The organism is Microbacterium sp. MDV22-iso44 (genome assembly GCF_058629135.1).
In genome coordinates this window covers 304,684-325,890 of sequence record NZ_JBZVWS010000003.1, presented here as the reverse complement: position 1 = coordinate 325,890, position 21,207 = coordinate 304,684, and the positions used below count along the sequence as shown (strand labels likewise).

The 21,207-nt window shown below is 70.6% G+C and carries 19 protein-coding genes; 10 read left to right on the top strand and 9 right to left on the bottom strand.

Annotation, left to right across the window (positions count from 1 at the left end; all coding sequences use genetic code 11):
- Nucleotides 1-4: 4 nt before the first annotated feature.
- Nucleotides 5-1,393: a glycine--tRNA ligase gene (locus AC4NN1_RS11785; protein ID WP_018187470.1), complete on the bottom strand. Its 1,389-nt coding sequence runs from the start codon at nucleotides 1,391-1,393 to the stop codon at nucleotides 5-7.
- 103 nt (nucleotides 1,394-1,496) lie between these two features.
- Entirely contained in the window at nucleotides 1,497-1,886 is a 390-nt protein-coding gene (locus AC4NN1_RS11780; RefSeq protein ID WP_040570577.1) for a DUF4870 domain-containing protein, read from the bottom strand.
- 117 nt (nucleotides 1,887-2,003) lie between these two features.
- Between AC4NN1_RS11780 and AC4NN1_RS11775 the strand changes: the two genes are divergently transcribed.
- The 5 genes from AC4NN1_RS11775 to AC4NN1_RS11755 all read left to right on the top strand — a co-directional run bounded on the left by AC4NN1_RS11775 (nucleotide 2,004) and on the right by AC4NN1_RS11755 (nucleotide 6,694).
- Nucleotides 2,004-3,446, top strand: a complete 1,443-nt coding sequence (locus AC4NN1_RS11775) for an SPFH domain-containing protein (protein ID WP_491955424.1) — start codon at nucleotides 2,004-2,006, stop codon at nucleotides 3,444-3,446.
- A complete protein-coding gene (locus AC4NN1_RS11770; protein ID WP_311858037.1) occupies nucleotides 3,443-3,934 on the top strand; it encodes a hypothetical protein in 492 nt (163 codons plus the stop codon). Before AC4NN1_RS11775 ends, AC4NN1_RS11770 begins: the two co-directional genes overlap by 4 nt.
- A gap of 82 nt (nucleotides 3,935-4,016) precedes the next feature.
- Nucleotides 4,017-4,817 carry an SDR family oxidoreductase gene (locus AC4NN1_RS11765; RefSeq protein ID WP_018187474.1) on the top strand — a complete coding sequence of 267 codons (801 nt, stop codon included), beginning with the start codon at nucleotides 4,017-4,019 and terminating at the stop codon, nucleotides 4,815-4,817.
- A gap of 91 nt (nucleotides 4,818-4,908) precedes the next feature.
- Nucleotides 4,909-6,309, top strand: a complete 1,401-nt coding sequence (locus AC4NN1_RS11760) for an MFS transporter (RefSeq protein ID WP_491955423.1) — start codon at nucleotides 4,909-4,911, stop codon at nucleotides 6,307-6,309.
- A gap of 115 nt (nucleotides 6,310-6,424) precedes the next feature.
- Nucleotides 6,425-6,694, top strand: coding sequence for a hypothetical protein (locus tag AC4NN1_RS11755; RefSeq protein ID WP_116227553.1), 270 nt, complete (start codon nucleotides 6,425-6,427; stop codon nucleotides 6,692-6,694).
- Between the two features lie 19 nt (nucleotides 6,695-6,713).
- Here AC4NN1_RS11755 and AC4NN1_RS11750 read toward each other — a convergent pair whose 3' ends face one another.
- Nucleotides 6,714-7,472, bottom strand: a complete 759-nt coding sequence (locus tag AC4NN1_RS11750; protein WP_018187477.1) for an SDR family NAD(P)-dependent oxidoreductase — start codon at nucleotides 7,470-7,472, stop codon at nucleotides 6,714-6,716.
- A 68-nt stretch (nucleotides 7,473-7,540) separates the two neighbouring features.
- On the opposite strand from AC4NN1_RS11750, the gene AC4NN1_RS11745 reads away from it, so the two are divergent.
- On the top strand, nucleotides 7,541-8,149 hold the full coding sequence (locus AC4NN1_RS11745) for an acyl-CoA-like ligand-binding transcription factor (RefSeq protein ID WP_020098570.1): 609 nt from the start codon (nucleotides 7,541-7,543) through the stop codon (nucleotides 8,147-8,149).
- A 3-nt stretch (nucleotides 8,150-8,152) separates the two neighbouring features.
- Here the strand turns inward: AC4NN1_RS11745 and menC are convergent, their stop codons facing one another.
- The gene (gene menC, locus AC4NN1_RS11740; protein ID WP_491955422.1) at nucleotides 8,153-9,286 is read right to left on the bottom strand and encodes an o-succinylbenzoate synthase; all 1,134 of its coding nucleotides are present in this window, start codon (nucleotides 9,284-9,286) and stop codon (nucleotides 8,153-8,155) included.
- Nucleotides 9,287-9,351: 65 nt separating this feature from the next.
- On the opposite strand from menC, the gene AC4NN1_RS11735 reads away from it, so the two are divergent.
- A complete protein-coding gene (locus tag AC4NN1_RS11735; RefSeq protein WP_491955421.1) occupies nucleotides 9,352-10,533 on the top strand; it encodes a cobalamin-independent methionine synthase II family protein in 1,182 nt (393 codons plus the stop codon).
- Nucleotides 10,534-10,543: 10 nt separating this feature from the next.
- Here the strand turns inward: AC4NN1_RS11735 and AC4NN1_RS11730 are convergent, their stop codons facing one another.
- Both AC4NN1_RS11730 and AC4NN1_RS11725 read right to left on the bottom strand, forming a co-directional pair.
- Entirely contained in the window at nucleotides 10,544-11,239 is a 696-nt protein-coding gene (locus AC4NN1_RS11730; RefSeq protein WP_491955420.1) for a GNAT family N-acetyltransferase, read from the bottom strand.
- Between the two features lie 18 nt (nucleotides 11,240-11,257).
- Nucleotides 11,258-12,151: a WcbI family polysaccharide biosynthesis putative acetyltransferase gene (locus tag AC4NN1_RS11725; RefSeq protein WP_491955419.1), complete on the bottom strand. Its 894-nt coding sequence runs from the start codon at nucleotides 12,149-12,151 to the stop codon at nucleotides 11,258-11,260.
- A 107-nt stretch (nucleotides 12,152-12,258) separates the two neighbouring features.
- Here AC4NN1_RS11725 and AC4NN1_RS11720 point away from each other — a divergent pair, with 107 nt between their 5' ends.
- The 3 genes from AC4NN1_RS11720 (at nucleotide 12,259) to purU (ending at nucleotide 16,463) form a co-directional block, all read left to right on the top strand.
- A complete protein-coding gene (locus AC4NN1_RS11720) occupies nucleotides 12,259-13,977 on the top strand; it encodes a long-chain-fatty-acid--CoA ligase (protein WP_491955418.1) in 1,719 nt (572 codons plus the stop codon).
- 66 nt (nucleotides 13,978-14,043) lie between these two features.
- Entirely contained in the window at nucleotides 14,044-15,528 is a 1,485-nt protein-coding gene (locus tag AC4NN1_RS11715) for a peptide MFS transporter (protein ID WP_491955417.1), read from the top strand.
- A gap of 56 nt (nucleotides 15,529-15,584) precedes the next feature.
- Nucleotides 15,585-16,463 carry a formyltetrahydrofolate deformylase gene (gene purU, locus AC4NN1_RS11710; RefSeq protein WP_491955416.1) on the top strand — a complete coding sequence of 293 codons (879 nt, stop codon included), beginning with the start codon at nucleotides 15,585-15,587 and terminating at the stop codon, nucleotides 16,461-16,463.
- Between the two features lie 321 nt (nucleotides 16,464-16,784).
- Here purU and AC4NN1_RS11705 read toward each other — a convergent pair whose 3' ends face one another.
- From AC4NN1_RS11705 to AC4NN1_RS11695, 3 genes are read right to left on the bottom strand one after another with little or no spacing between them, the layout of a single operon-like run.
- Nucleotides 16,785-17,309 (bottom strand): 2'-5' RNA ligase family protein, encoded by a 525-nt coding sequence (locus tag AC4NN1_RS11705; protein ID WP_491955415.1) that lies wholly within the window; start codon nucleotides 17,307-17,309, stop codon nucleotides 16,785-16,787.
- Complete coding sequence (locus AC4NN1_RS11700; RefSeq protein WP_491955414.1) at nucleotides 17,306-19,288, bottom strand: M13 family metallopeptidase; 1,983 nt, start codon at nucleotides 19,286-19,288, stop codon at nucleotides 17,306-17,308. Before AC4NN1_RS11700 ends, AC4NN1_RS11705 begins: the two co-directional genes overlap by 4 nt.
- A 35-nt stretch (nucleotides 19,289-19,323) precedes the next feature.
- The gene (locus AC4NN1_RS11695; RefSeq protein ID WP_491955413.1) at nucleotides 19,324-21,114 is read right to left on the bottom strand and encodes an alpha/beta fold hydrolase; all 1,791 of its coding nucleotides are present in this window, start codon (nucleotides 21,112-21,114) and stop codon (nucleotides 19,324-19,326) included.
- Between the last annotated feature and the right edge of the window lie 93 nt (nucleotides 21,115-21,207).

Genomic DNA, 21,207 nt, shown 5'->3' with positions numbered 1-21,207 from the left:
GGGGTCAGGCGCCGCGCAGGCGCGGGGCGAGGTAGGTGTGCAGCTCGGAGAGCGAAACTCGCTCCTGCGCCATCGAGTCGCGATCGCGGATCGTCACGGCGTCGTCGTCGAGCGAATCGAAGTCGACCGTGACGCAGAACGGCGTACCGATCTCGTCCTGGCGCCGGTACCGGCGTCCGATCGCACCCGCGTCGTCGAAGTCCACGTTCCAGCCGTTGGCGCGCAGATCGTCGGCGACCTTGCGGGCGAGGGGCGACAGGCGCTCGTTGCGGCTCAGCGGCAGGACGGCGACCTTTACCGGCGCCAGGCGCGGGTCGAGGCCCAGGACCGTGCGGGTGTCGGTGCCGCCCTTCGCGTTCGGCACCTCCTCCTCGCGGTAGGAGTCCACGAGGAACGCCATCATGGCGCGGGTGAGACCGAAGGACGGCTCGATGACGTAAGGGACGTAGGTCTCGCCGGATGCCTGATCGAAGTACGCGAGCTTCTGCCCGGACGCCTCGATGTGACTCGAAAGGTCATAGTCGGTGCGGTTGGCGACGCCCATGAGCTCGCCCCACTCCTTGCCCGCGAAGCCGAACCGGTACTCGACGTCGATCGTCGCGGTCGAGTAGTGGGCGCGGTCCTCTTCGGGCACGTCGAACTGCCGCATGTTCTCGGGATCGATGCCGAGGTCGAGGAACCAGTTCCAGCACGCCTCGACCCAGTGGTCGAACCACTCACCGGCTTCGGCGGGCGGCGTGAAGAACTCGATCTCCATCTGCTCGAACTCGCGCGTGCGGAAGATGAAGTTTCCGGGCGTGATCTCGTTGCGGAAGGCCTTGCCGACCTGGCCGATGCCGAACGGCGGCTTCTTGCGCGACGCGGTCAGCACGTTCGAGAAGTTCACGAAGATGCCCTGAGCGGTCTCGGGGCGCAGGAAGTAGAGCCCGCTCTCGTCGTCGACGACGCCGAGGTAGGTCTTCACGAGACCCGAGAACGACTTCGGCTCGGTGTACTGACCCTTGGTGCCGCAGTTCGGGCAGGGCACATCGCCGAGACCGTTCTCGGCCTTGCGGCCCTTGCGGGCTTCGAAGTCCTCGATCAGCGTGTCCTCGCGGAAACGCTTGTGGCACTGCAGGCACTCGACGAGCGGGTCGGTGAAGGTCGCGACGTGCCCCGATGCCTCCCACACGCGCTTGGGGAGGATGATCGACGAATCGAGGCCGACCATGTCGCCGCGTCCGCGGACGAACGTCTGCCACCACTGGCGGCGGATGTTCTCCTTGAGCTCGGTCCCGAGGGGGCCGTAGTCCCACGCCGACCGCGACCCGCCGTAGATCTCGCCCGCCTGGAAGACGAACCCGCGGTGGCGGGCGAGGGCGATGACTTTGTCGAGACGGGACTGCTCGGCCACGGTGGCTCCAATGGTCGTTGTGAAGAGGGTGCGCGACAGCGCGGATGCCGCAGAACGCGGCATCCGTCAGTCTATCCGGGCCTCTTCGCCGGGGCGACGCGGCTCAGGAGACGAAGCGGATCGTCACCGGCGGGTTGTACCACTGCCCCTGGTTCGCCTTCACGGCGCCGATGATCGCGATCACGATCAGCAGCACGTAGACGGCCAACAGGATCAGCAGACCGATGCCAATGAGGATGAGGATGGCACCGACAATGCTGGCGATGAGCATCGTGAGCTGGAAGTTCAGCGCGGCGGCCGTGTGCGCGCGCACGAACGGACCGCGGTCGCGCAGCACGAGGTAGGCGACGAGTGGCCCGACCCATCCCGTGAAGATGCCGCTGAGATGCGTGAGGGTCGCCCACAACTTCTCGTCCTCGGGACGCATCGGCGGCACAGGCGTGTACGCCCCGAACGGGGGCTGGGGCGGCTGCGGAGGAGGAGGGGTGGTCATGAGGCCAGCGTAGGGCGGGAGCCGCACCCTCGTCACGCGGCTGGAGTAACCGATACGTTCGTAGTGGGCACGTGCACCGTGCCGCGCAGAGACATCGAGACTCGGGGGAAATCACACATGGACGCACTCGTCACAGGCGGGGCTTTCGTCATCGGCGCCATCGCCGTCGTCGCCGTCATCGTCTTCATCATCATCTTCATGGTGGTGCTGCGGGCGTGGTACAAGGTCGCCAAGGCCGACCAGGCGCTCGTCATCGTCGGACGCAACCAGAAGAACGCGTCGGGGGATTCATCGCGCATCTCGGTCATCACCGGCGGCGGCGCGCTCGTCAACCCACTGACGCAGCGGGCCGAGATGATCTCGCTGCGCGCGCGTCAGATCAAGATGGAGCCGACGGCCCAGTCATCCACCGGTGTCACGGTCAACGTCAGCGGTGTCGCCCTCGTCAAGATCGGCTCGGACCCCGAACTCGTCCGTCGTGCGGCCGAGCGCTTCCTCTCGCAGGACGGTGCGATCGAGCAGTTCACGACCGAGCAGCTCGAGGGTGCGCTCCGCGGAGTCGTGGCGACCCTGACCGTCGAGCAGCTCATGAACGACCGGCAGAAGCTGTCGGACCAGATCGCCGACGGCATCAAGAGCGACCTGCTGTCGCAGGGCCTCATCCTCGACTCGTTCCAGATCCAGGGCGTCACCGACAAGAACGGCTACATCGACGCCCTCGGCGCGACCGAGGTCGAGCGCGTCCGCCGCGAGGCCGAGGTCGCGCGCATCAACGCCGCCCGCGAGGTCAAGGCGCGCCAGATCGCGACCGACGAGGCGAACCTCATCGAGCAGACCGCGTACGACAAGAACTCCGCCGCAGCCGCGGCCGAGGTCGGTCGTGCCCGCGCCGAGGCGGAGCAGGCCGAGGCCCTCGCCCGTGCCGAGCGCGAGCAGGCCGTCCTCTTGCAGCAGGCCGAGAACCGTCAGGCGCAGCTCGACGCCGACGTCAAGAAGGTCGCCGACGCCTCGCTCTACGAGCGCGAGCGCTCCGCCGACGCCGACGCCTACACGCAGGTCAAGGCCGCTGAGGCGCGTGCGCAGATCGCCGCCCAGGAAGCCGAGGCCACGCGCCTGCGCGCCGAGGCCGACGCCGCCGCCGTGCGGCTGGAGGGTGAAGCACGCGCTGCGGCCCTCACGGCAGAGGCACGCGCCCTCGCCGAGAACCAGCAGGCCCTGCTCGCGCAGCGCGCCATCGAGTCGCTCGTGCCGCTCATGACCGAGTTCGCACGCGGCTTCGACAAGGTCGGCTCGATCACGGTGCTCGGCGGCGAGGGGGCATCGAGCCACATCGCCGGCGAGAGCGCCTCGAGCATGCGCGCGACGTTCGACGCCGTCCAGGCGGCGACGGGCATCGACCTGCGCGGCATCATCCAGGGCCAGGCCACGGGTCGCGGGATCGCCCAGGGCTTGCAGAACGAGCAGGCGGCGCAGGACGCCGCGCCGCTGCGTCGCGGGGCGGCGGAGCCCGCCGCTGAGCCGGCAGCGCCCGTCGACACCCCCTCGCCGGACGCGGTGTGAGCACGCCCGAGGGAGGCCGGTCGCTCGTCGTGGACGAGCAGCTGGCCTCCCGCCTCGCGCGCGGCTTCCTGCGCTGGCAGCTGACGCGGCCGTCCTGGATCGTGCTGATGACCGCCACGGCCCTGATCGTGATCCTGAGTGTGTTCCTCACCGCCACGGGGAGTGAGGGCGCTGCGTGGGTGGGCATCGCCATGGTGGTCATCCTGTGCGGAGCGGTGATCGCGTCGTGGATCGCCGTCCGATCCTCGATCCTGCGCGCCTACCCGGTGGGCTTCGTCGCGACGGCGACGCTCACCGCCGAGGGCATGCGGGCGACCTCGGCACTCGGTACGAGTGACATCCGCTACACGGCCTTCCGCCGAGTGGATGCCGCCGGCGACGCGCTCCTGCTGAAGGTCGGTTCGCCGCTCGGACCGGTCGCGGTCATGCCGCGGGCACTCCTGTCCGACGCCGACATCACCCGCCTGCGCTCGACCACCTCGCACTGACAGACTGCGGCTCCGGTACGTCCGGGGCCGCAGTGCTGTCAAGCGGGTGCGCCGGGGTCGCGTCGGTTCGTAGCGTCGGACTATGACCTTCTCGCCCCGCCGCGCCATCGTGACCGCCTCCGACTCCGGGATCGGGCGCGCGACCGCCCTCGCCCTCGCCGACGCCGGGATGGACGTGGGGGTGACGTGGCACTCCGATGAGGACGGCGCGAACGAGACGGCCGAGGAGGTCCGCCGCCGCGGCCGCAACGCCGTCGTCGCGCAGTTCGATGCCACCGACCTCGAGTCGGTCCCCGGCATCGTCCGCCACCTCGCCGAGCAGCTGGGCGGTCTCGACGTCTTCGTCAACAACGCCGGCGGCGGCACCGGCGGACCGTTCCTCGACATGGACATCGACGGGTGGCGCACCGTCGTCGGGCTGAACCTCGACGGCGCCTTCGTCGGCATGCACACGGCCGCGAAGCTCATGGCCGATGCCGGCCAGGAGGGGCGCATCATCGCCGTCACGAGCGTCCACGGCTCGCAGCCGCGCGTCGGCTCGGCCGCCTACGTCGCATCGAAGCACGGTCTCGAAGGGCTCGTGAAGACGATGGCCCAGGAGCTCGGCCCGAAGGGCATCACGGTCAACTCCGTCGCCCCGGGCGAGATCGCGACGCCCATCAACGACATGGATGCCGAGGACGCCGAGAACACGCATCGCCCCGGCATCCCGATCCCCCGTCCCGGCAAGCCGGAGGAGATCGCCGACGTGATCGCCTTCCTCGCCTCACCGGCGTCGTCGTATGTGACGGGCGCGACCTGGGTCGTCGACGGCGGGATGCTGCAGATGGGCCCGCAGGCGGGCTCGCACATGGAGTCGGACGACTGGCGTTCGGCGGGATGATCCGCCGGGGATGAGCCCGGCAGGCTCCGACGTCGTCGGCCGGGCTTAACCTGGAGGGATGCCCTCGGACGACAGACGCAGACTCACCCGCATGCCACGACAGGGCGCCATCGTCGCCGTTCTGGCGATCGCGGGACTCGCGTCGTCGTTCATGTTCACCCTGGTCGTGCCGATCCAGGCGAAGCTCCCCGAGCTCCTGAACGCCTCGCGCGAGGACACCGCGTGGGTCGTGACGGCGACCCTGCTCGCGGCGGCGGTCTCGACGCCGATCGCGGGGCGACTGGGCGACATGTACGGCAAGCGCCGCATCGTCCTCATCCTGCTGGGGCTCCTCATCGTCGGGTCGGTCATCGCCGCCCTCTCCCCCGGCATCGGCGGCATCATCGTCGGACGTGCACTGCAGGGCGCCGTCACCGGCGTCGTCCCGCTCGGCATCTCGATCATGCGCGACGTGCTGCACGAGGACCGGGTGGATGCCGCCATCGCCCTGATGTCCGCGACCCTCGGGGTCGGCGGCGCCGTCGGCATGCCGGTCAGCGCGATCATCACCGAGACGAGCGACTGGCACGTACTCTTCTGGATGGCTGCCGGACTCGGCGTGGTCGTCTTCGTCCTCGTCTCCCTCGTCGTGCCGGCGAGCGTCCTGCGGACCGCGGGCAGGTTCGACTTCGCCGGGGCCATCGGCCTCGCGATCGGTCTGACGGGCGCCCTGCTCGCCGTCTCGCGCGGCAACGAGTGGGGGTGGACGTCGCCGGCGACGCTCGCCCTGGGGCTCGGCGGCCTCGCCGTGCTGCTCGTGTGGGGCTGGTTCGAACTCCGCATCCGTGAGCCCCTCCTCGACCTGCGGGTCGCGGCGCGTCCGGCCGTGCTCCTCACCAACCTCGCATCGGTCGCGATGGGCTTCTCGCTGTTCGCCTCGAACGTGTCGTACCCGCAGATGCTGGAGCTGCCGGCATCGGTCGGCGGATTCGGACTCACCCTCGTCCAGGCGAGCTTCATCGTCATGCCCGCCGGTCTCGTGATGATGGTGCTCTCGCCCTTCTCGGGACGCCTCGCCCGCACGATCGGCCCGCGCCTGCTGCTCATCATGGGTGCGAGCGCGTTGATCCTCGCGTACGGCTACTCGCTGCTGTGGGCGTCGGAGGTCTGGCACCTGCTGGTCGCGAACCTGCTCATCGGCGTGGGCATCGGCTTCGGCTACGCCGGCATGCCGATGCTGATCATGCGCTCGGTACCCCAGCACGAGACAGGCGCCTCGAACGGCCTCAACGCGCTGTTCCGCTCGCTCGGCACCTCGATCGCCGCGGCCGTCGTCGGCGCGGTGCTCGCCGCCCTGACGGTCGACCTCGGCGGCACACCCGTCCCGGCGCCCGAGGCGTTCCACCTCTCCTTCGCCCTCGGTCTCGGCGCCGCCGTCATCGCCCTCGGCGTCGCCCTATTCATCCCGCAGCGCCGCGACCCGCACGAGGCGCGTCCTTCGATGCCCCACTGACGCAGCCGCTCCGCGGGCGGCGGGGGCCGTCCGACCCCTCCCGCGCCCTCTATCAGTTCTCGGGATCCACGACAGCCCCGTCGCGGGATCGGGCGCAGGACACCAGGATGGGGTGATGTCCTACGCCACCGAACGCCGCTCGAACCCGACCGCCTGGGCCGCCTTCTGGGTCGGCCTGCTCGGCCTCATCCTCATGCCGATCCCGCTGTTCATCGGTTTCTTCGTCGGCGGCGGGCTGTCGATCGTCGCCGCGATCCTCGTCGTGATCGCCCTGTTCAAGGGCCTCGCCCGCAGGGGCAAGGGCATCGCCCCGGTCGTCTTCGCCGCGATCTTCGTGCTGCTCACGTGGGGCGGCATCTCGGTGGGCGGCGGCATCGTCTGGTGACGGCCCCCTGACCGCCGGCTCAGATCGCCGACCACCCGCCGTCGCTCGGCAGGAGGACGCCGTTCACGTTGGCCGAGTCGTCGCTGAGCAGCCACGTGATGGCTGCGGCGAGCTGCTCGGGCTGGGCCACGGGAGGGACGATCGCCTGCAAGATCGGACCGACTCGCGATGCCGCGTATTCACTGCGCATCGGGGCCTCGATGTTCGTCGCCACGGCTCCCGGAGCGACGGCGTTCGCGCGGATCCCCTGCGGTCCGTGGAAGAACGCGACGCTCTTCGTGTACCCGGCGATCGCATGCTTGGACGAGGTGTAGGCGGCGCCGGACGTGGATCCGCGCAGGGCCGCCTCGGATGCGACGTTGACGATCGCGCCGGATCCCGCGGCGATCATGAGCGGCAGTACGGCTCGCGTCAGCCGCATCGGGCCGGTGAGGTTGACGCTCAGCACTCGTTCCCAGGTGGCGTCGTCGATCTCGCTCGGCGGGAGGAAGGCATCCATGATGCCGGCGACGTTGGCGAGCCCGTCGACGCGGTCCGCGGCGGCGCGCATGATGAGGTCGATCGTCTCGGCGCGGGACACGTCGCCGACGACCGTCTCGACGGGAAGGTCCGACAGTTCCGCACGCACGTCGTCGAGGCGCTCGGCGACGACGTCGGTCGCGATCACGCGTCCGCCCTCGCGCGCGATCCGGACCGCGGTGGCGCGTCCGATGCCCGAACCCGCGCCCGTGACGATGATGGTCTTGCCTGCGAATCGGCCGGTGGTCGCTTCGGTCATGTCTCCTCCTTCGAGAGTGGCGCTCGGTGCGCCGGTACAGTTTTAGCACTCAGTGCCGAAAGGTGTCTATGAACTCCCCCAGCGAACGCCCCTCGGGCCGGCCCCGCACCATCGACCCCGACCGCGTCTCCCTCCTCGCGCTCCGACTCTTCGACGAGCGCGGGTTCGATGTCGTGTCGATGGACGATGTCGCGGCTGCAGCCGATGTGAGCCGCCGGTCACTGTTCCGGCTGTTCCCCAGCAAGGCCTCGCTGGTCTGGGGCGGTCTCGACGAGGCGGTCGATCGCTTCCACGCCTGCCTCGCGAGCAGCGCGGCAGAGGATGACACCTGGGAGGCGATCCGGAGAGCCTTCGCCGCCGCTGCGACCATCCCCGACGAAATGATCGAGGTCACCCGTCATCGACTCCACGTCATCCGCGACAACCCGACCCTCTGGGCCATGGGTTCCGCGAGGATCGGAGCGCTGGCCGACGCGGTCGTGGAATTCATCGCCGAGCGCGACGGCTCGTCGGCCGACGACCTGACGACGGTCGTCCGCGCGCAGGCGCTCAGCGGCGCGTCGAACGCGGCCCTCGTCTGGTGGGCGTTCCACGGCGGCGACGAACCACCCGCCGACGTCGTACGGCGCGCGTTCTCGCTGATCGCCTTCGACGATGCGGGGGCGACGCCCGCCTGACCGTCAGGCGCGGAGCGTCGCGCGCGCGACGGTGAACGCCTCGACCGCGTCGAGGTCGACCTCGACGCCGAGGCCCGGCCCCGTCGGCACCCGCACGTGTCCGTGCTCGAGGACGACGGGCTCCGCCACGATGTCACGGTCGTAGAACCGAGCGGATGCCGAGACGTCGCCCGGCAGCGTGAACGCGGGGTGCGCGGCGAGCGCGGCGTTCGCGGCGCGGCCGATCCCGGTCTCGAGCATGCCGCCGCACCAGACCGGGATCCCGGCCGACGCGCAGAGGTCGGCGATGCGGAGCCCCTCGAGGTAGCCGCCGACGCGACCCGCCTTGACGTTGATGACCGTCGTCGCGCCGAGGGCCAGCGCGTCGCGCGCGGCCTTGACGGAGGTGATCGACTCGTCGAGGCAGACGGGCGTCTTCAGCTGCTGCGCGAGGGCGGCGTGGTCGACGAGGTCGTCCTCCTGCAGCGGCTGCTCGATGAGCAGCAGGCCGAACCGGTCGAGCTGCGCCAGCGTGTCGGCGTCGGCGAGCGTGTAAGCGGAGTTCGCGTCCACCTGCAGCGGGATGTCGGGGAACGCGGTGCGCACGGCATCCGTCTCGGCGATGTCGCGGCCGGGCTTGATCTTGATCTTGATCCGGACGTACCCCTCGTCGAGGTACCCGCGGACGGTCTCGACGAGGGCCGCCGGATCGGATTGGATGCCGACGCTCACCCCCGACGGGATGGTCACCGCCGTCCCGCCCAGGTACGACGCGAACGAGCGCCCCTCGCCGCGGAGGGCGGCGTCGAGCAGGGCGAGCTCGAGCCCCGCCTTCGCCATCCGGTGGCCGACGAACGGGTCGAGGACGCCGGCGACGTCCTCGGGCGCGAGGGTCCCGCGCTGCAGGAGCGCCGGACCGAGCCAGCGCGTCGTGACGTCCCACGCACCCTGCGTGTACTCGCTGGAGTACACCGGTGCGCTCTGCGTGACGACCTCGCCCCACCCCTCGCCCGCATCGGTCCTCGCGCGGACGACGATGACCTCGCGGTCGGTCATGGTGCCGAACGACGTCGTGAACGGAGCGACGAGCGGGATGCGGAGCACCCGGAGCTCGATCTCGTCGAGGCGGACGGATGCGGCGTGCTGAGCGAGCGGCATGGGGTCAGGTTACGGGCCGTTGCACGACGGGTGCAGCGGCATCCGTCGATTCCTAGACTCGGCCCATGCCCCTCGAGACGACCACCTCCGGAAGCCTTCCCCGCTCGACCGCGCTGATCGAGGCGAACGCCGCGCGCGCGTTCGCCGACGACGGCTTCACCCTGCTGCCGAGCGCCGAGGCCGAGGAGCTGACGGCGCGTGCCGTGGCCGACGTCGTCGAACGCCAGCGCGCCGCGGGCATCACCCTCGTCGGCGACGGCGAGTTCGGGAAGGCCATGACGAACCCGGTCGACTACGGCGCGTGGTGGGGATATTCCTTCCAGCGCGTCGCGGGGCTGTCGCTCACCGAGGTGAACGCCTTCACCGAGCCGCCCGTGCTGTCGAGCCCGGGGAACATCCGCCTCACGAGCTTCCTGGGTCGTCGTGACCGGCAGCGGTTCCCCGCGGTCTATGCCGAGGCCGTCGAGACCGGGCGCATCGCCTCGGCCTTCCCGACCACGACGGGTCCCCTCTCGTACCGCGGCCACGACGCGGTGGAGGCGGACATCCGCAACCTCACGGCAGCGCTCCACGACGGCGAGCAGGGCTTCCTCACGGCGATCGCGCCCGGGTCCGCCGCACGCGTGCACAACGACTACTACGCGTCCGAGCAGGAGCACATCGACGCGTGGGCCGATGCCCTCCGTGAGGAGTACCGGGCCATCACCGACGCGGGCCTCATCCTGCAGCTCGACGACCCGTCGCTGGCCGAGAACTTCGACCAGATCGACCCCGAGCCATCGGCCGCGGACTACCGGGCGTTCACCCGCATCCGGATCGAGGCGATCAACCGCGCCATCGAGGGCCTTCCGAAGGAGCAGGTGCGCCTGCACCTGTGTTGGGGCTCGTGGCACGGTCCGCACACGACCGACGTCGAATTGAAGGACATCCTCGACGTCGTCCTCGAGGCGAACGTCGGGTCGATCTCGTTCGAGGCGGGAAACGTCCGCCACGAGCACGAGTTCGCCGTCTGGGCCGACGCACGGATCCCCGAGGACCTCGTCCTCGTCCCGGGCGTCGTCAGCCACGCGACGAACGTCGTCGAGCACCCCGATCTCGTCGCGCAGCGCATCCGCCGCTACACCGACATCGTCGGCGCCGAGCGCGTGATCGCCTCGACAGACTGCGGCCTGGGCGGCCGCATCCACCCCGACATCGCGTGGGCGAAGCTCGAGTCGCTCGGCGAAGGGGCCCGTCGGGCCGGCTGACCGCCGCGCCTCAGCTCCGGACGAACAGGTAGCCCTCGCCGGTGCGGAAGCCGCCGACGACCAGGCCGGCGTCGAGCTGCGCCCGGAACGCGTCGCGGACCTCGCGGCGGAGGCGGGCCGCGGCATCCGGATCGGTCCTGCGCATCGCCTCGATGTCGCTCGGGATCGCGACCGTCGCCACCACCTCGGAGGCGTCCGGCGTGGGCACCGGCGACGCGAGGTGCCAGGCGACGTGCAGCCGGTCGCTCTCGTCGCCGCTGTTGACCGCGTCGCCCATGTCGCCGTAGTGGTCGACGAGGTAGTCCGTCACGCGCGCCCCGAGCACCTCGAGGTTGAAGTGGGCGTTGCGGGCGATGAGCGGATCGAACGTCCACGTGATGGTGCCGACGTCGCGCGCGAACGCCCACTCGCGCTGATGCGCCTTGAGCGCGCGGCCGACGCCCCGCGCCTGCGCGTCGGGCAGGACGCCCGTCACGTGCGAGTGCATGCTGCGCGATGACGGCGGTCCGAAGAAGGCAGCGGATGCCGCGACCATCCGCTCGCCGTCGAAGACGCCCACGACGTAGTTGCCGGAGTGCTCCAACGCGCGCAGCAGGTTCGGCGGCATCCCGCCGTCCGGAGAACCCCAGACCGCCTCGAAGACGCCGCTCGCGGCGACCATCTCGTCGATCGTGTGCAGTTCGCGGATGTCGAGCGCGTCAGCCATCCCGCCACGCTACGCCGGTCAGCGCCGCCAGCGCTCGAGGGTCGGCTGGAGTCGCTCCAGGGCGCCGCGGACGAAGCCGGGGTTACGGCGGTACCACTCGAGGTGCGCCTCGCGGATCTCGGCGGGATCGATGAGATCGCCGTTCACGCGCCACACCGGCTCGGGCACGGCGTCGAGTCCCCACGCGTCGATGACCCAGTCCTCGCGCGGCGCGTGGACGGCGCCCAGCAGCCGGCGGCCCGGATCGGTCGCCGTGCCCGGTCGCCCGAGGGCCCGCAGCACACGGTCGCCGATCGCCAGGATCACGGGGTTGCCCGGATGGTTCACGGTGCGGACGAGGTCGAATCCCGGCGCCGCGAACAGGTCCGAGACCCCGACGTCGAGCTGCTGCTCACGCCGCTCGAGCTCCGCGATCGAGTCGGCCGCCTCGGCCCGGACGGCGCCTGCGCCCAGCATGTCGCGGACGGGGATGCCGCCCGCCTCGGCGAGGGTGCGGACGTCGTGGTACGCGACGATCGGCGGATCCTCCTCCGTCCCCGGAACGTGCAGGACGGCCTGAAACGGGTAGAGGCCCGAGAAGCGGACGACCGGGAAGGTGACCGTCCGACCCGACGCGGGGAGGGATGCCGCGAGCTGCCGCGTCCCCAGCGGGAGGTCGTGGTAATCGTCCTTCACGGGTTGCGCGATGAGCACCGAGGCGCCCGCGAGCACCTCGTGCAGGCGCGCCGCCTCGGCGGCATCCATCTCGTACACCGGCGGGACGCGCAGGAGCGTCAGGTCGTCGGAGTCCAGCACGATCCGCACCGACTCGGCCTGGCAGTTGCCGACGACGACGCCGTAGTCCGTGCGGGGAAGGTCGCCGAAGAACCCGGCGTAGTGGGCGCGGCGGGCGGTGAGCGCATCGTCGGTCATGCCTCGAGCGTCGCAGGCGCCTCACACTCCGGCCACCCGCTTGCGCGCGGGCACGCACCGAGCAAGGGGGAACGCGCTGGGCACCTGCGCGACCTAGGATCGTCGCCGTGCAGCTGAACGAGACCCGCGCCTGGAACCGCTTCTACGCCGCCGGCACACCGGTCGACATCGAACCCGTGACGGGGTCGCTCATCGACCTGCTCGACGAGCGCGTCGGCCGGTACGGCGAGCGCGACGCGATCGCGTTCTTCGGCCGGGCGGTGACCTACGACGAGCTCGGCTCGCGGGTCGCGCGCGTCGCCGAGGGGCTGCGGAAGCTCGGCATCGGCGCGGGCGACCGCGTCGCCCTGATCATGCCGAACGCCCCGCAGCACGTCATCGCGTTCTACGCGGTGCTGCGACTCGGCGCGGTCGTCGTCGAGCACAACCCGCTCTACACGCGGGACGAGCTCGAGGTGCAGTTCCGCGACCACGGCGCCCGCACGGTGATCGCGTGGGACAAGGTGGCACCGCTCGTGCAGTCGCTGCCGGCCGAGCTCGGCATCCGCGACGTCGTCTCGGTCGACGTGACCACCGCGATGCCGCTGAAGATGCGGATGCTGCTGCGCCTGCCCGTCGCGAAGGCCCGGGAGTCGCGCGGCAAGCTCACGGCCGCCGCCCCCGGCACGATCCCGTTCACACGGCTCGAGAACTCCGCACCCATCGCCGCGGGGCACCCGCGGCCCGGGCGCGACGACCTCGCCTGCCTGCAGTACACCTCGGGCACGACGGGTGACCCGAAGGGCGCCATGATCACCCACGGCAACCTGTGGGCGAACGCCCGCATGGGCGCCGCATGGATGCCGGAGTTCCGCCACGGCGAGGGCAGCATCTACGGCCTGCTGCCGATGTTCCACTCCTTCGGTCTGCTGCTGTCGGTCATCTACTCCGTCGAGACCGGGTCGCGCGCCGTGCTCTTCCCCACCTTCGACCCCGAACTGGTGGTGGATGCCGCGAAGACCTTCCCGCCGACCTTCATCCCCGCCGTCCCGCCGATGTTCGACCGGCTCGCCCGGGTCGCACGTGACGGCGCCCTCGACCTCAGCCGCGTCGTGTACTCCATCTCGGGAGCGATGACCCTGACCCCGGCGGTCGTCTCCCGCTGGGAGAAGCTCGCGGGCAGCATGCTCAACGAGGGGTACGGCCTCACCGAGACGAGCCCCATCGCCCTGGCCAACCCGTTCGATGAGTCGCGTCGTATCGGGGCCATCGGCATCCCGTTCCCCTCGACCGACATCAAGGTCGTCGATCCCGACGAGCCGACCCGCGAGGTCGCGCAGGGCGAGACCGGCGAGCTGCTCATCCACGGACCGCAGGTGTTCGCGGGGTACTGGAACCGTCCCGAGGAGACCGCCGCGACCCTCCTCGAGGGCGGCTGGGTGCGTACCGGCGACCTCGTGCAGCAGGACGAGGACGGCTTCGTCACAGTCGTCGACCGCAAGAAGGAGCTCATCATCACGGGCGGTTTCAACGTCGCCCCCTCGGAGGTCGAGCAGGTCGTGACCGCCACGCCGGGCGTCGCCGAGACCGCGGTCGTCGGGATCCCCCGCGGCGGCGGAGCCGAGGTCGTCACCGCCGTCGTCGTCCTGGAGGACGGCGCGACGTTCGACGAGGCCGCCGCGCGCGAGCTCGCCCGCGAGCGCCTCGCGGAGTACAAACGGCCCACGACCTACGTCGTCTGGGAGGAGCTGCCGAAGTCCCTCATCGGCAAGGTGCTCCGCCGTCGGGTCCGCGACACGCTGCTCGCCGATCGTCACGCCACCCGCGCCGCCGTCGGCGAGGACTGATACACCCGCGCGGGGTGTCGCACAACCTGGGTGCCCCGTCCAGGACCGGTGCCTAACCTGGGACGAATGCGGAACGTACCTCCCGTCGACCTCCCGTCCTCCGACGACACCGCAGCGCGCGACACCCGATTCTTCGGTCAGCCGTTCGCGCTCGCGCACGTGTTCGGCGTCGAGATGTGGGAGCGCTTCAGCTTCTACGGCATGCAGGGAATCCTGCTGCTGTACCTGTACTTCTCGGTCACCGACGGCGGTCTCGGCGTCGACAAGACGGTCGCGGCGAGCATCGTCGGCGCCTACGGCGGCGCGGTCTACCTGTCGACCGTCCTCGGGGCGTGGGTCGCCGACCGCATCCTCGGCGCCGAACGCGTGCTCTTCCTGAGCGCGATCGTCATCATGGCGGGGCACATCGCCCTCGCCCTCCTCCCCGGCTTCGCGGGCGTGACCGTGGGCCTCATCCTGGTCGCCTTCGGATCGGGCGGACTCAAGGCGACCGCCACGAGCGTCGTCGGCACCCTCTACGCCGCCGACGATTCCCGACGGGATGCCGGTTTCTCGCTGTTCTACCTCGGCATCAACCTCGGCGCCTTCGCCGGCCCCCTGCTGACCGGACTGCTGCAGTCGACCCTCGGGTTCCACTGGGGCTTCGGGCTCGCCGCCCTCGGCATGGCACTGGGCCTCGCCCAGTACTCGTTCGGTCGCCGGAGCCTGCCCGCCGAGGCGCGCGTGGTGCCCAACCCGCTGCCGCGCGGACGCTACCCGCTGTTCGCCGGGATCGGCGTCGCCGCCGTGGTGGTCATCGTCGTCCTGGTCCTGACCGGCGTCATCCGCGCCGACAACCTGGCGCTGATCGTGATCGGTGCGGTGATCCTCGCGGCCATCGCGTACTTCGCCGTCATCCTGCTCAGCCGTCAGATCACCTCGCAGGAGCGCAGCCGCGTGTGGGGCTTCCTGCCGCTGTTCCTCACGTCTGTCGTGTTCTGGTCGCTCTACCAGCAGCAGTTCACGGTCGTGACGCTGTACTCGGCCGAGCGCCTCGACCGCAACCTGTTCGGCTGGGAGATGCCGATCCCGTGGGTGCAGTCCATCAACCCGGTGTTCATCATCCTGCTGGCGGGCGTCTTCACGGCGGTGTGGTCGAAGCTCGGCTCACGCCAGCCGTCGACGCCGGTGAAGTTCGCGTTCGGCGTCGCCGTCATGGGCGTCGCGTTCCTGCTCTTCCTGCCCTTCGCGGGCGGCGGGGCGAACTCGACGCCGCTGCTGGCGATCGTCGGCATCCTCCTCGTCTTCACGATCGCGGAACTGATGCTCTCGCCCGTCGGCCTGTCGGCGGCGACCAAGCTCGCGCCGGAGCGGTTCCAGACGCAGATGGTCGCGCTGTTCTTCCTCTCGGTGTCGCTCGGCACCGCCATCGCCGGCCAGCTCGCGACGCTGTACGACCCCGAGAACGAAGTGCCCTACTTCTCGACCCTCGGCATCATCTCGATCGCGATGGGCGTGCTGCTGCTGGTCTGCGTGAAGCCGGTGCTGTCGCTCATGAAGGGCGTGCGCTGACGGATGCCGCGCGTCACGCGGTCGGCATCCGTCACCGCACAGGGCAGAATCGAGGGATGACTTCGTCCGTGTCGCAGCTCCACCCCGACCACGCCTGCCTCATCGTGCACGGCAAGGACAGCCCCGGCATCATCGCCGCGGTCTCGGCGATGATCACGCGGATCGGTGGCAACATCGTCCAGTTCGACCAGTACTCGGACGACCCCCGCGGCGGCGCGTACTTCCAGCGCGTCGTGTTCCACCGCCCGGGCTTCGCGGGGCAGCGCCCCGCGATCGAGACCGAGATCGGCGACACACTCGCTCCGTTCGATCTGGAGTGGTCGCTCACCGACCAGTCGGTGCCCAAGCGCACGGCGATCCTGTCGTCGAAACAGGACCACTGCCTGCTCGACCTGCTGTGGCGCAACCGCCGCGGCGAGCTGCCCATCACGGTGCCGATGGTCGTCTCGAACCACGCGACGTCGGCCGATGACGTGCGCTCGTTCGGGGTGCCGTTCTTCCACGTGCCGTCGACGCCGGGTCCCGACAAGTCGGCATCCGAGGCGAAGATCCTCGAGCTGCTGAAGGGCAACGTCGATTTCGTCGTGCTCGCCCGCTACATGCAGATCCTCTCGCCGGAGTTCCTCGCCGAGCTCGCGGTGCCGGTCATCAACATCCACCACTCGTTCCTGCCCGCCTTCATCGGCGCCGAGCCGTACCGCAAGGCGAAGGAGCGCGGCGTGAAGCTCATCGGCGCGACGAGCCACTACGTCACCGGCGACCTCGACGAGGGCCCGATCATCGAGCAGGACACGATCCGCGTGACCCACGCCGACACCACCGCCGAGCTCGTGCGCCGCGGCGCCGACGTCGAGCGCCAGGTGCTGTCCCGCGCGGTGCGCTGGCACGCCGAGGACCGCGTCATCCGGCACGGGAACCACACGATCGTCTTCTGACGCGGGGTTCCGGGGACGCGATTCGCCGCCGCGAGCCCGTCGGGGCGGCCCGTTGCGTCCCCGGAAGCGTTCATCGGCGCCGAACGGCGGCCCGCGACGCTCGCAGCCCGCCCTTCGGCGCGACTGAACGCGCGTTCAGCCCGTCGCACTCCCCCGTCGCAAACGGCAGCGCCACACCGCGTGTTGAGACAGGGGAAGCACAGGGGGCGACCACGCCCCGCACTCCCCTGTCGCAAACGGCAGCGCCACACGGCGTGTCGCGACAGGGGAAGCACACAGCGCGACGAGCACAGCCCGCCCTTCGGCGCACAGACCCCGCGCTCAGCCCCCGAACTCTCCCAGCGAGGTGACGGTGGCGGATGCCGCGTCCCACCGCCTCAGCCCGCGCGCCGTCCCGAGGAGGGGGTCGCCGAGCAGCGGCAGCGCGCGCTCGAGGTCGGACACCTTGAGCCGGCGCGCGAGGGTGACGTGTGGCATCCATTCGCCCGGCGCGGTGTGCGGAGCGTCGTCGCCGGCGCCGGCGGCCTCGTGCACGGCGGCGTGCAGGGCGAGCAGGTCGGCCGACGGGACGACCGAACGGGCCAGCACCCGCCGCTCCCCCGCCCCGAAGAGTACGACCGCACCCAGCGTCACGGGGAACGCCGCGGGCAGCGGCACCCGCGCGAGGGTCACCGCGGGACGCACGAGCAGCGTCACGTGCGGGGCATTCGAGGGCGACGTGTGCGCGGCGAGGCTCGACAGCCCGGCGTCGGCGAGCGCCTGCCACTCCGCGCGCACGGCGCGCTCGGTCGCCGCATCGAACTCGAGCTCGATGCTGACGACCGGCGCGCCGCGCACCGCGGTCACCAGATGGTGACGCGCTTGTCCTGATCGAGCCAGAGCGCGTCGGCCTCGGTCACGTCGAAGGCGGCGTAGAACTCGTCGATGTTGCGGACGATCTGGTTGCAGCGGAACTCGTTCGGCGAATGCGGGTCGATCGTCAGCAGACGGATCGTCTCGGCATCGCGCCCCTTCTGCTGCCAGATCTGACCCCAGCTGAGCAGCAGACGCTGGATGCCGGTGAGTCCGTCGATGACGGGACCGTCGGCATCCGTCGACCCGGTCGTCTTCAGGTGCAGCCGGTACGCCTTGATCGCGATGCCGAGGCCGCCCAGGTCGCCGATGTTCTCGCCGATCGTGAGGGCGCCGTTGACGGTGTGCCCCTCGGACAGCCCCTGCGGGACCAGCGCGTTGTACTGCTCGATGAGGGTCTTCGTGCGCTCGGTGAACGCCGTGCGGTCCTCGTCGGTCCACCAGTCGTTGAGCGCACCGGTGCCGTCGAACGCGCTCCCCTGGTCGTCGAAGCCGTGGCCGATCTCGTGCCCGATGACCGCACCGATGCCGCCGTAGTTCGCGGCCGGATCGCGCTCCATGTCGAAGAACGGGAACTGCAGGATCGCCGCGGGGAACACGATCTCGTTCATGAGCGGGTTGTAGTACGCGTTGACCGTCTGCGGGGTCATGAACCACTCGTCGCGGTCGATGGGCGAGCCGAGCTTCGCGACCTGCTGGTCGTGCTGCCACGCGTTCGAGCGGCGGACGTTGCCGATGAGGTCGGATGCGTCGACCTCGAGAGCCGAATAGTCCTTCCATTTCACGGGGTAGCCGACCTTCGGGGTGAAGGCCTCGAGCTTCTCGAGCGCGCGCTCGCGCGTGGCGGGCGTCATCCACTCGAGCGACGAGATCGACTGCCGGTACGCCTCGATGAGGTTGTCGACGAGGACGTCCATCTCCTCCTTGGCGCGCGGCGGGAAGTGACGCTCGACGTACACCTTGCCGACCGCCTCGCCGAGCGCGGCCTCGACGAGCGAGACACCGCGCTTCCAGCGCTCGCGGTTGACGGGCACGCCGGTCATCTCGGTGCCGTAGAACGCGAAGTTCGCGTCGACGAAAGCCTGCGACAGGAACGGAGCGGACGAGCGGACGACCTGCAGACGCAGCCACGCCTTCCAGTCCTCGAGGCGGCCCTCGACCAGCAGCGTGCCGAGGCCCTCGAAGAAGCTCGGCTGGTTGACGTCGACCTCCTCGATGACGCCCGTCTTGCCGGCGGCGACGGCGTCGCGCCACGGGGCGAGGTCGACGCCGGTGAGCTGCACTGCGGCATCCCACGACATCAGGTTGTAGGTCGCGACGGCGTCACGGCTGCGGACGTTGTCCCAGTGGTGGGACGCGATCTCGGTCTCGAGGGCGACGACGCGGTCGGCCTGCGCCTCGGCGTCGTCGACGCCCGCGAGGCTGAACAGCTTCGCGACGTAGGCACGGAACGCGATGCGGGTCTTCTCGAAGTTGTCGAGGCGGTAGTAGCTCTCGTCGGGGAGCGACAGCCCGCCCTGCACGAGGAACATCACGTAGCGCTGCGGGTTGCCCGGGTCGGGCTCGATGTAGGTGCCGAAGACGCCCGAGACGCCCTCGCGCTCCAGCGACCCGGCGGTGCTCAGGAAGCTCGGGATGCCGGTGACCCGGTCGACGAGCGCCAGCTGCGGGGCGACGGCGTCGGCGCCGCGCTCCTCGATCGTGTCGGTGTCCATGAAGCTCGCGTACAGGTCGCCGATCTTGCGGGTCTCGGTGCCCGGCTCTGCGTCCGTCGACTCCTCGATGATCGCCCGGACGTCGTGCTCGGCCTGCTCGGCGACGAGGTGGAACGACCCCCACCGCGCCTTGTCCTCGGGGATCTCGGTGCGGTCGAGCCACGATCCGTTGACGTAACGGAACAGGTCGTCCTGCGGTCGGACGTCGGAGCTCAAATCGTCGAGATGGATGCCGGAGGGAAGGGTGTTCTCGGTCATGCGTCCCACCCTATGGGCGCACCCAGACCCCCGGCTCACTTCCTCGTGGTCGAGCACTTCTCCGGGCCCGGCTCGCCCGCGAACCGGGCGGTCGTCCACTCGATGAGCTCGTCGAGCAGCGGCGACGGACGCTCGACGACCGCCGCGTGCTCGTAGCCGTCGTAGACGCGGTAGTCGACGACCTGACCAGCCGAGCACATCCGCTGCACGAATGCGGTCTGGGTCGCCACGGGGATGACGCTGTCCGCCCCGCCGTGGGCGAGCAGCACGGGCGCGTTCTGCCGGAGGGGCGCCGCGTTCTCGCGCAGGTGCACGCCGAGAGGACCGGATGCCGGGGGCTCCGAGAACAGCCGCGGATCGCCGCTCATGCCGAGCGAGGCGGCGACCGAGACGACGATCGCGGGATCGGACAGACATCGCTCCGACATCTGCCGGAGGACGGTGTCGGCACCCGGCCTCACATACTCGTCGTACGACACGTCGTCGTACATCGACGAGAACGCCGCGAACGCGTACGAGGCGAAGATGCTGCCGCCGGTCACGCTCGAGATGTTCTGCACGAGGGCGGACGGATCACTCGCCGGCGCGAGCGCCGCGACGCCCTGCACGTAGAGCTCGGGCGCGTACTCGCGCGCCATCGAGCCGGCCCAGAGCGCGGCCGCGCCGCCCTGCGAGTGGCCCCAGATGACCGTGCGGGTGCCGAGGTCGGCATCCTGCAACTCCCGCGCGGCGCGCACCGCGTCGAGCGACGCCGTCGCACTCGGCGGACCGATGAGGTACGGATGCGGCCCCTCGGTGCCCAGGCCGATGTAGTCCGTCGCGACGACCGCCCATCCCTGCCGGATGATCGTCGGCAAAATGTACAGCGCACCCGACCACAGACCGCGCGGCTGCAGCGAGGGGGCGCAGCTCTCCGAGAAGCCCGTCGTCCCGTGGTTCCAGTCGACGATCGGCCACTGCCCGTCGCCCTCCTTCGGCACGACGACGACACCGCTTGCCACGCGCACCTCGCCCGTCGCACCCGTGGTGGTGTAGAGGATCCGCCACGCGTTCGCCGAGACCGGGATGCCGGCGGTGAACGGCTCCGCCCGGATCAGCCGGCCCGGTTGCCCGGGCATGTCACGGGGCGCGGCGTAGAAGTCGTCGACGACGGTCGAGCCTTCACGCAGCGGCACGGTCACGAGCGCGGTCGTCACGGCGAGCGCGACCGACACGAGAGCGGTCACGGTGCGCCCCCACCGGCGCAGCCTGCGGGGCTCGTGGCGGCGCTCGGCGCGGGTGTCGCGGCGACGGCGCAGCCGCATCCAGAGGTCGGTGACCCCGCTCATGATGAGGCGGGCCCCGAACACGACGGCCACGACGAGCAGGGTGATGTCGGGCCAGAACAGCGCGAGGACGCCGAAGATCACGCCCGAGATCGAGAAGGCGGCATCCGCGATGCGGGCATCGAGCGTGCGCCCCTTAGCGAACACGGCCACGAGTCCCGCCGCGCCCGCGGCGAACAGGAGGATGCCGACGAGCGTCGCGACGACACGGACCGTCAGGCCGGGGGTGAGGAGCACGATGAGCCCACCGACCACCCACGCTCCGCCGGTGATCGTCCGCCAGCGGGGGCGCTGGCCCTCGCCGTCGCGGCCCGTCAGATCGAGCACGCCGGTGAGGACCATGCCGCCGCCGATGAGCCAGGCGAGCACGCCGAGGGCCGTGGTCGGGCGGATGACGATGACCACGCCGAGCACGACCGCCGCCACCGCGACGATCACCCGCACCCACTCGGGCAGGCGCGCGTAGAAGCGCCCGAGCGCGAGTCGCTGCAGCAGCCGCATCCGGTCCCTCCTCCGTCGTCGGCGTGAATCCTCCACCGTAATCCTGCTGGCCGATGAGCTCCCGCTCCTCGACATCGGGCGACTCGGCGTGCA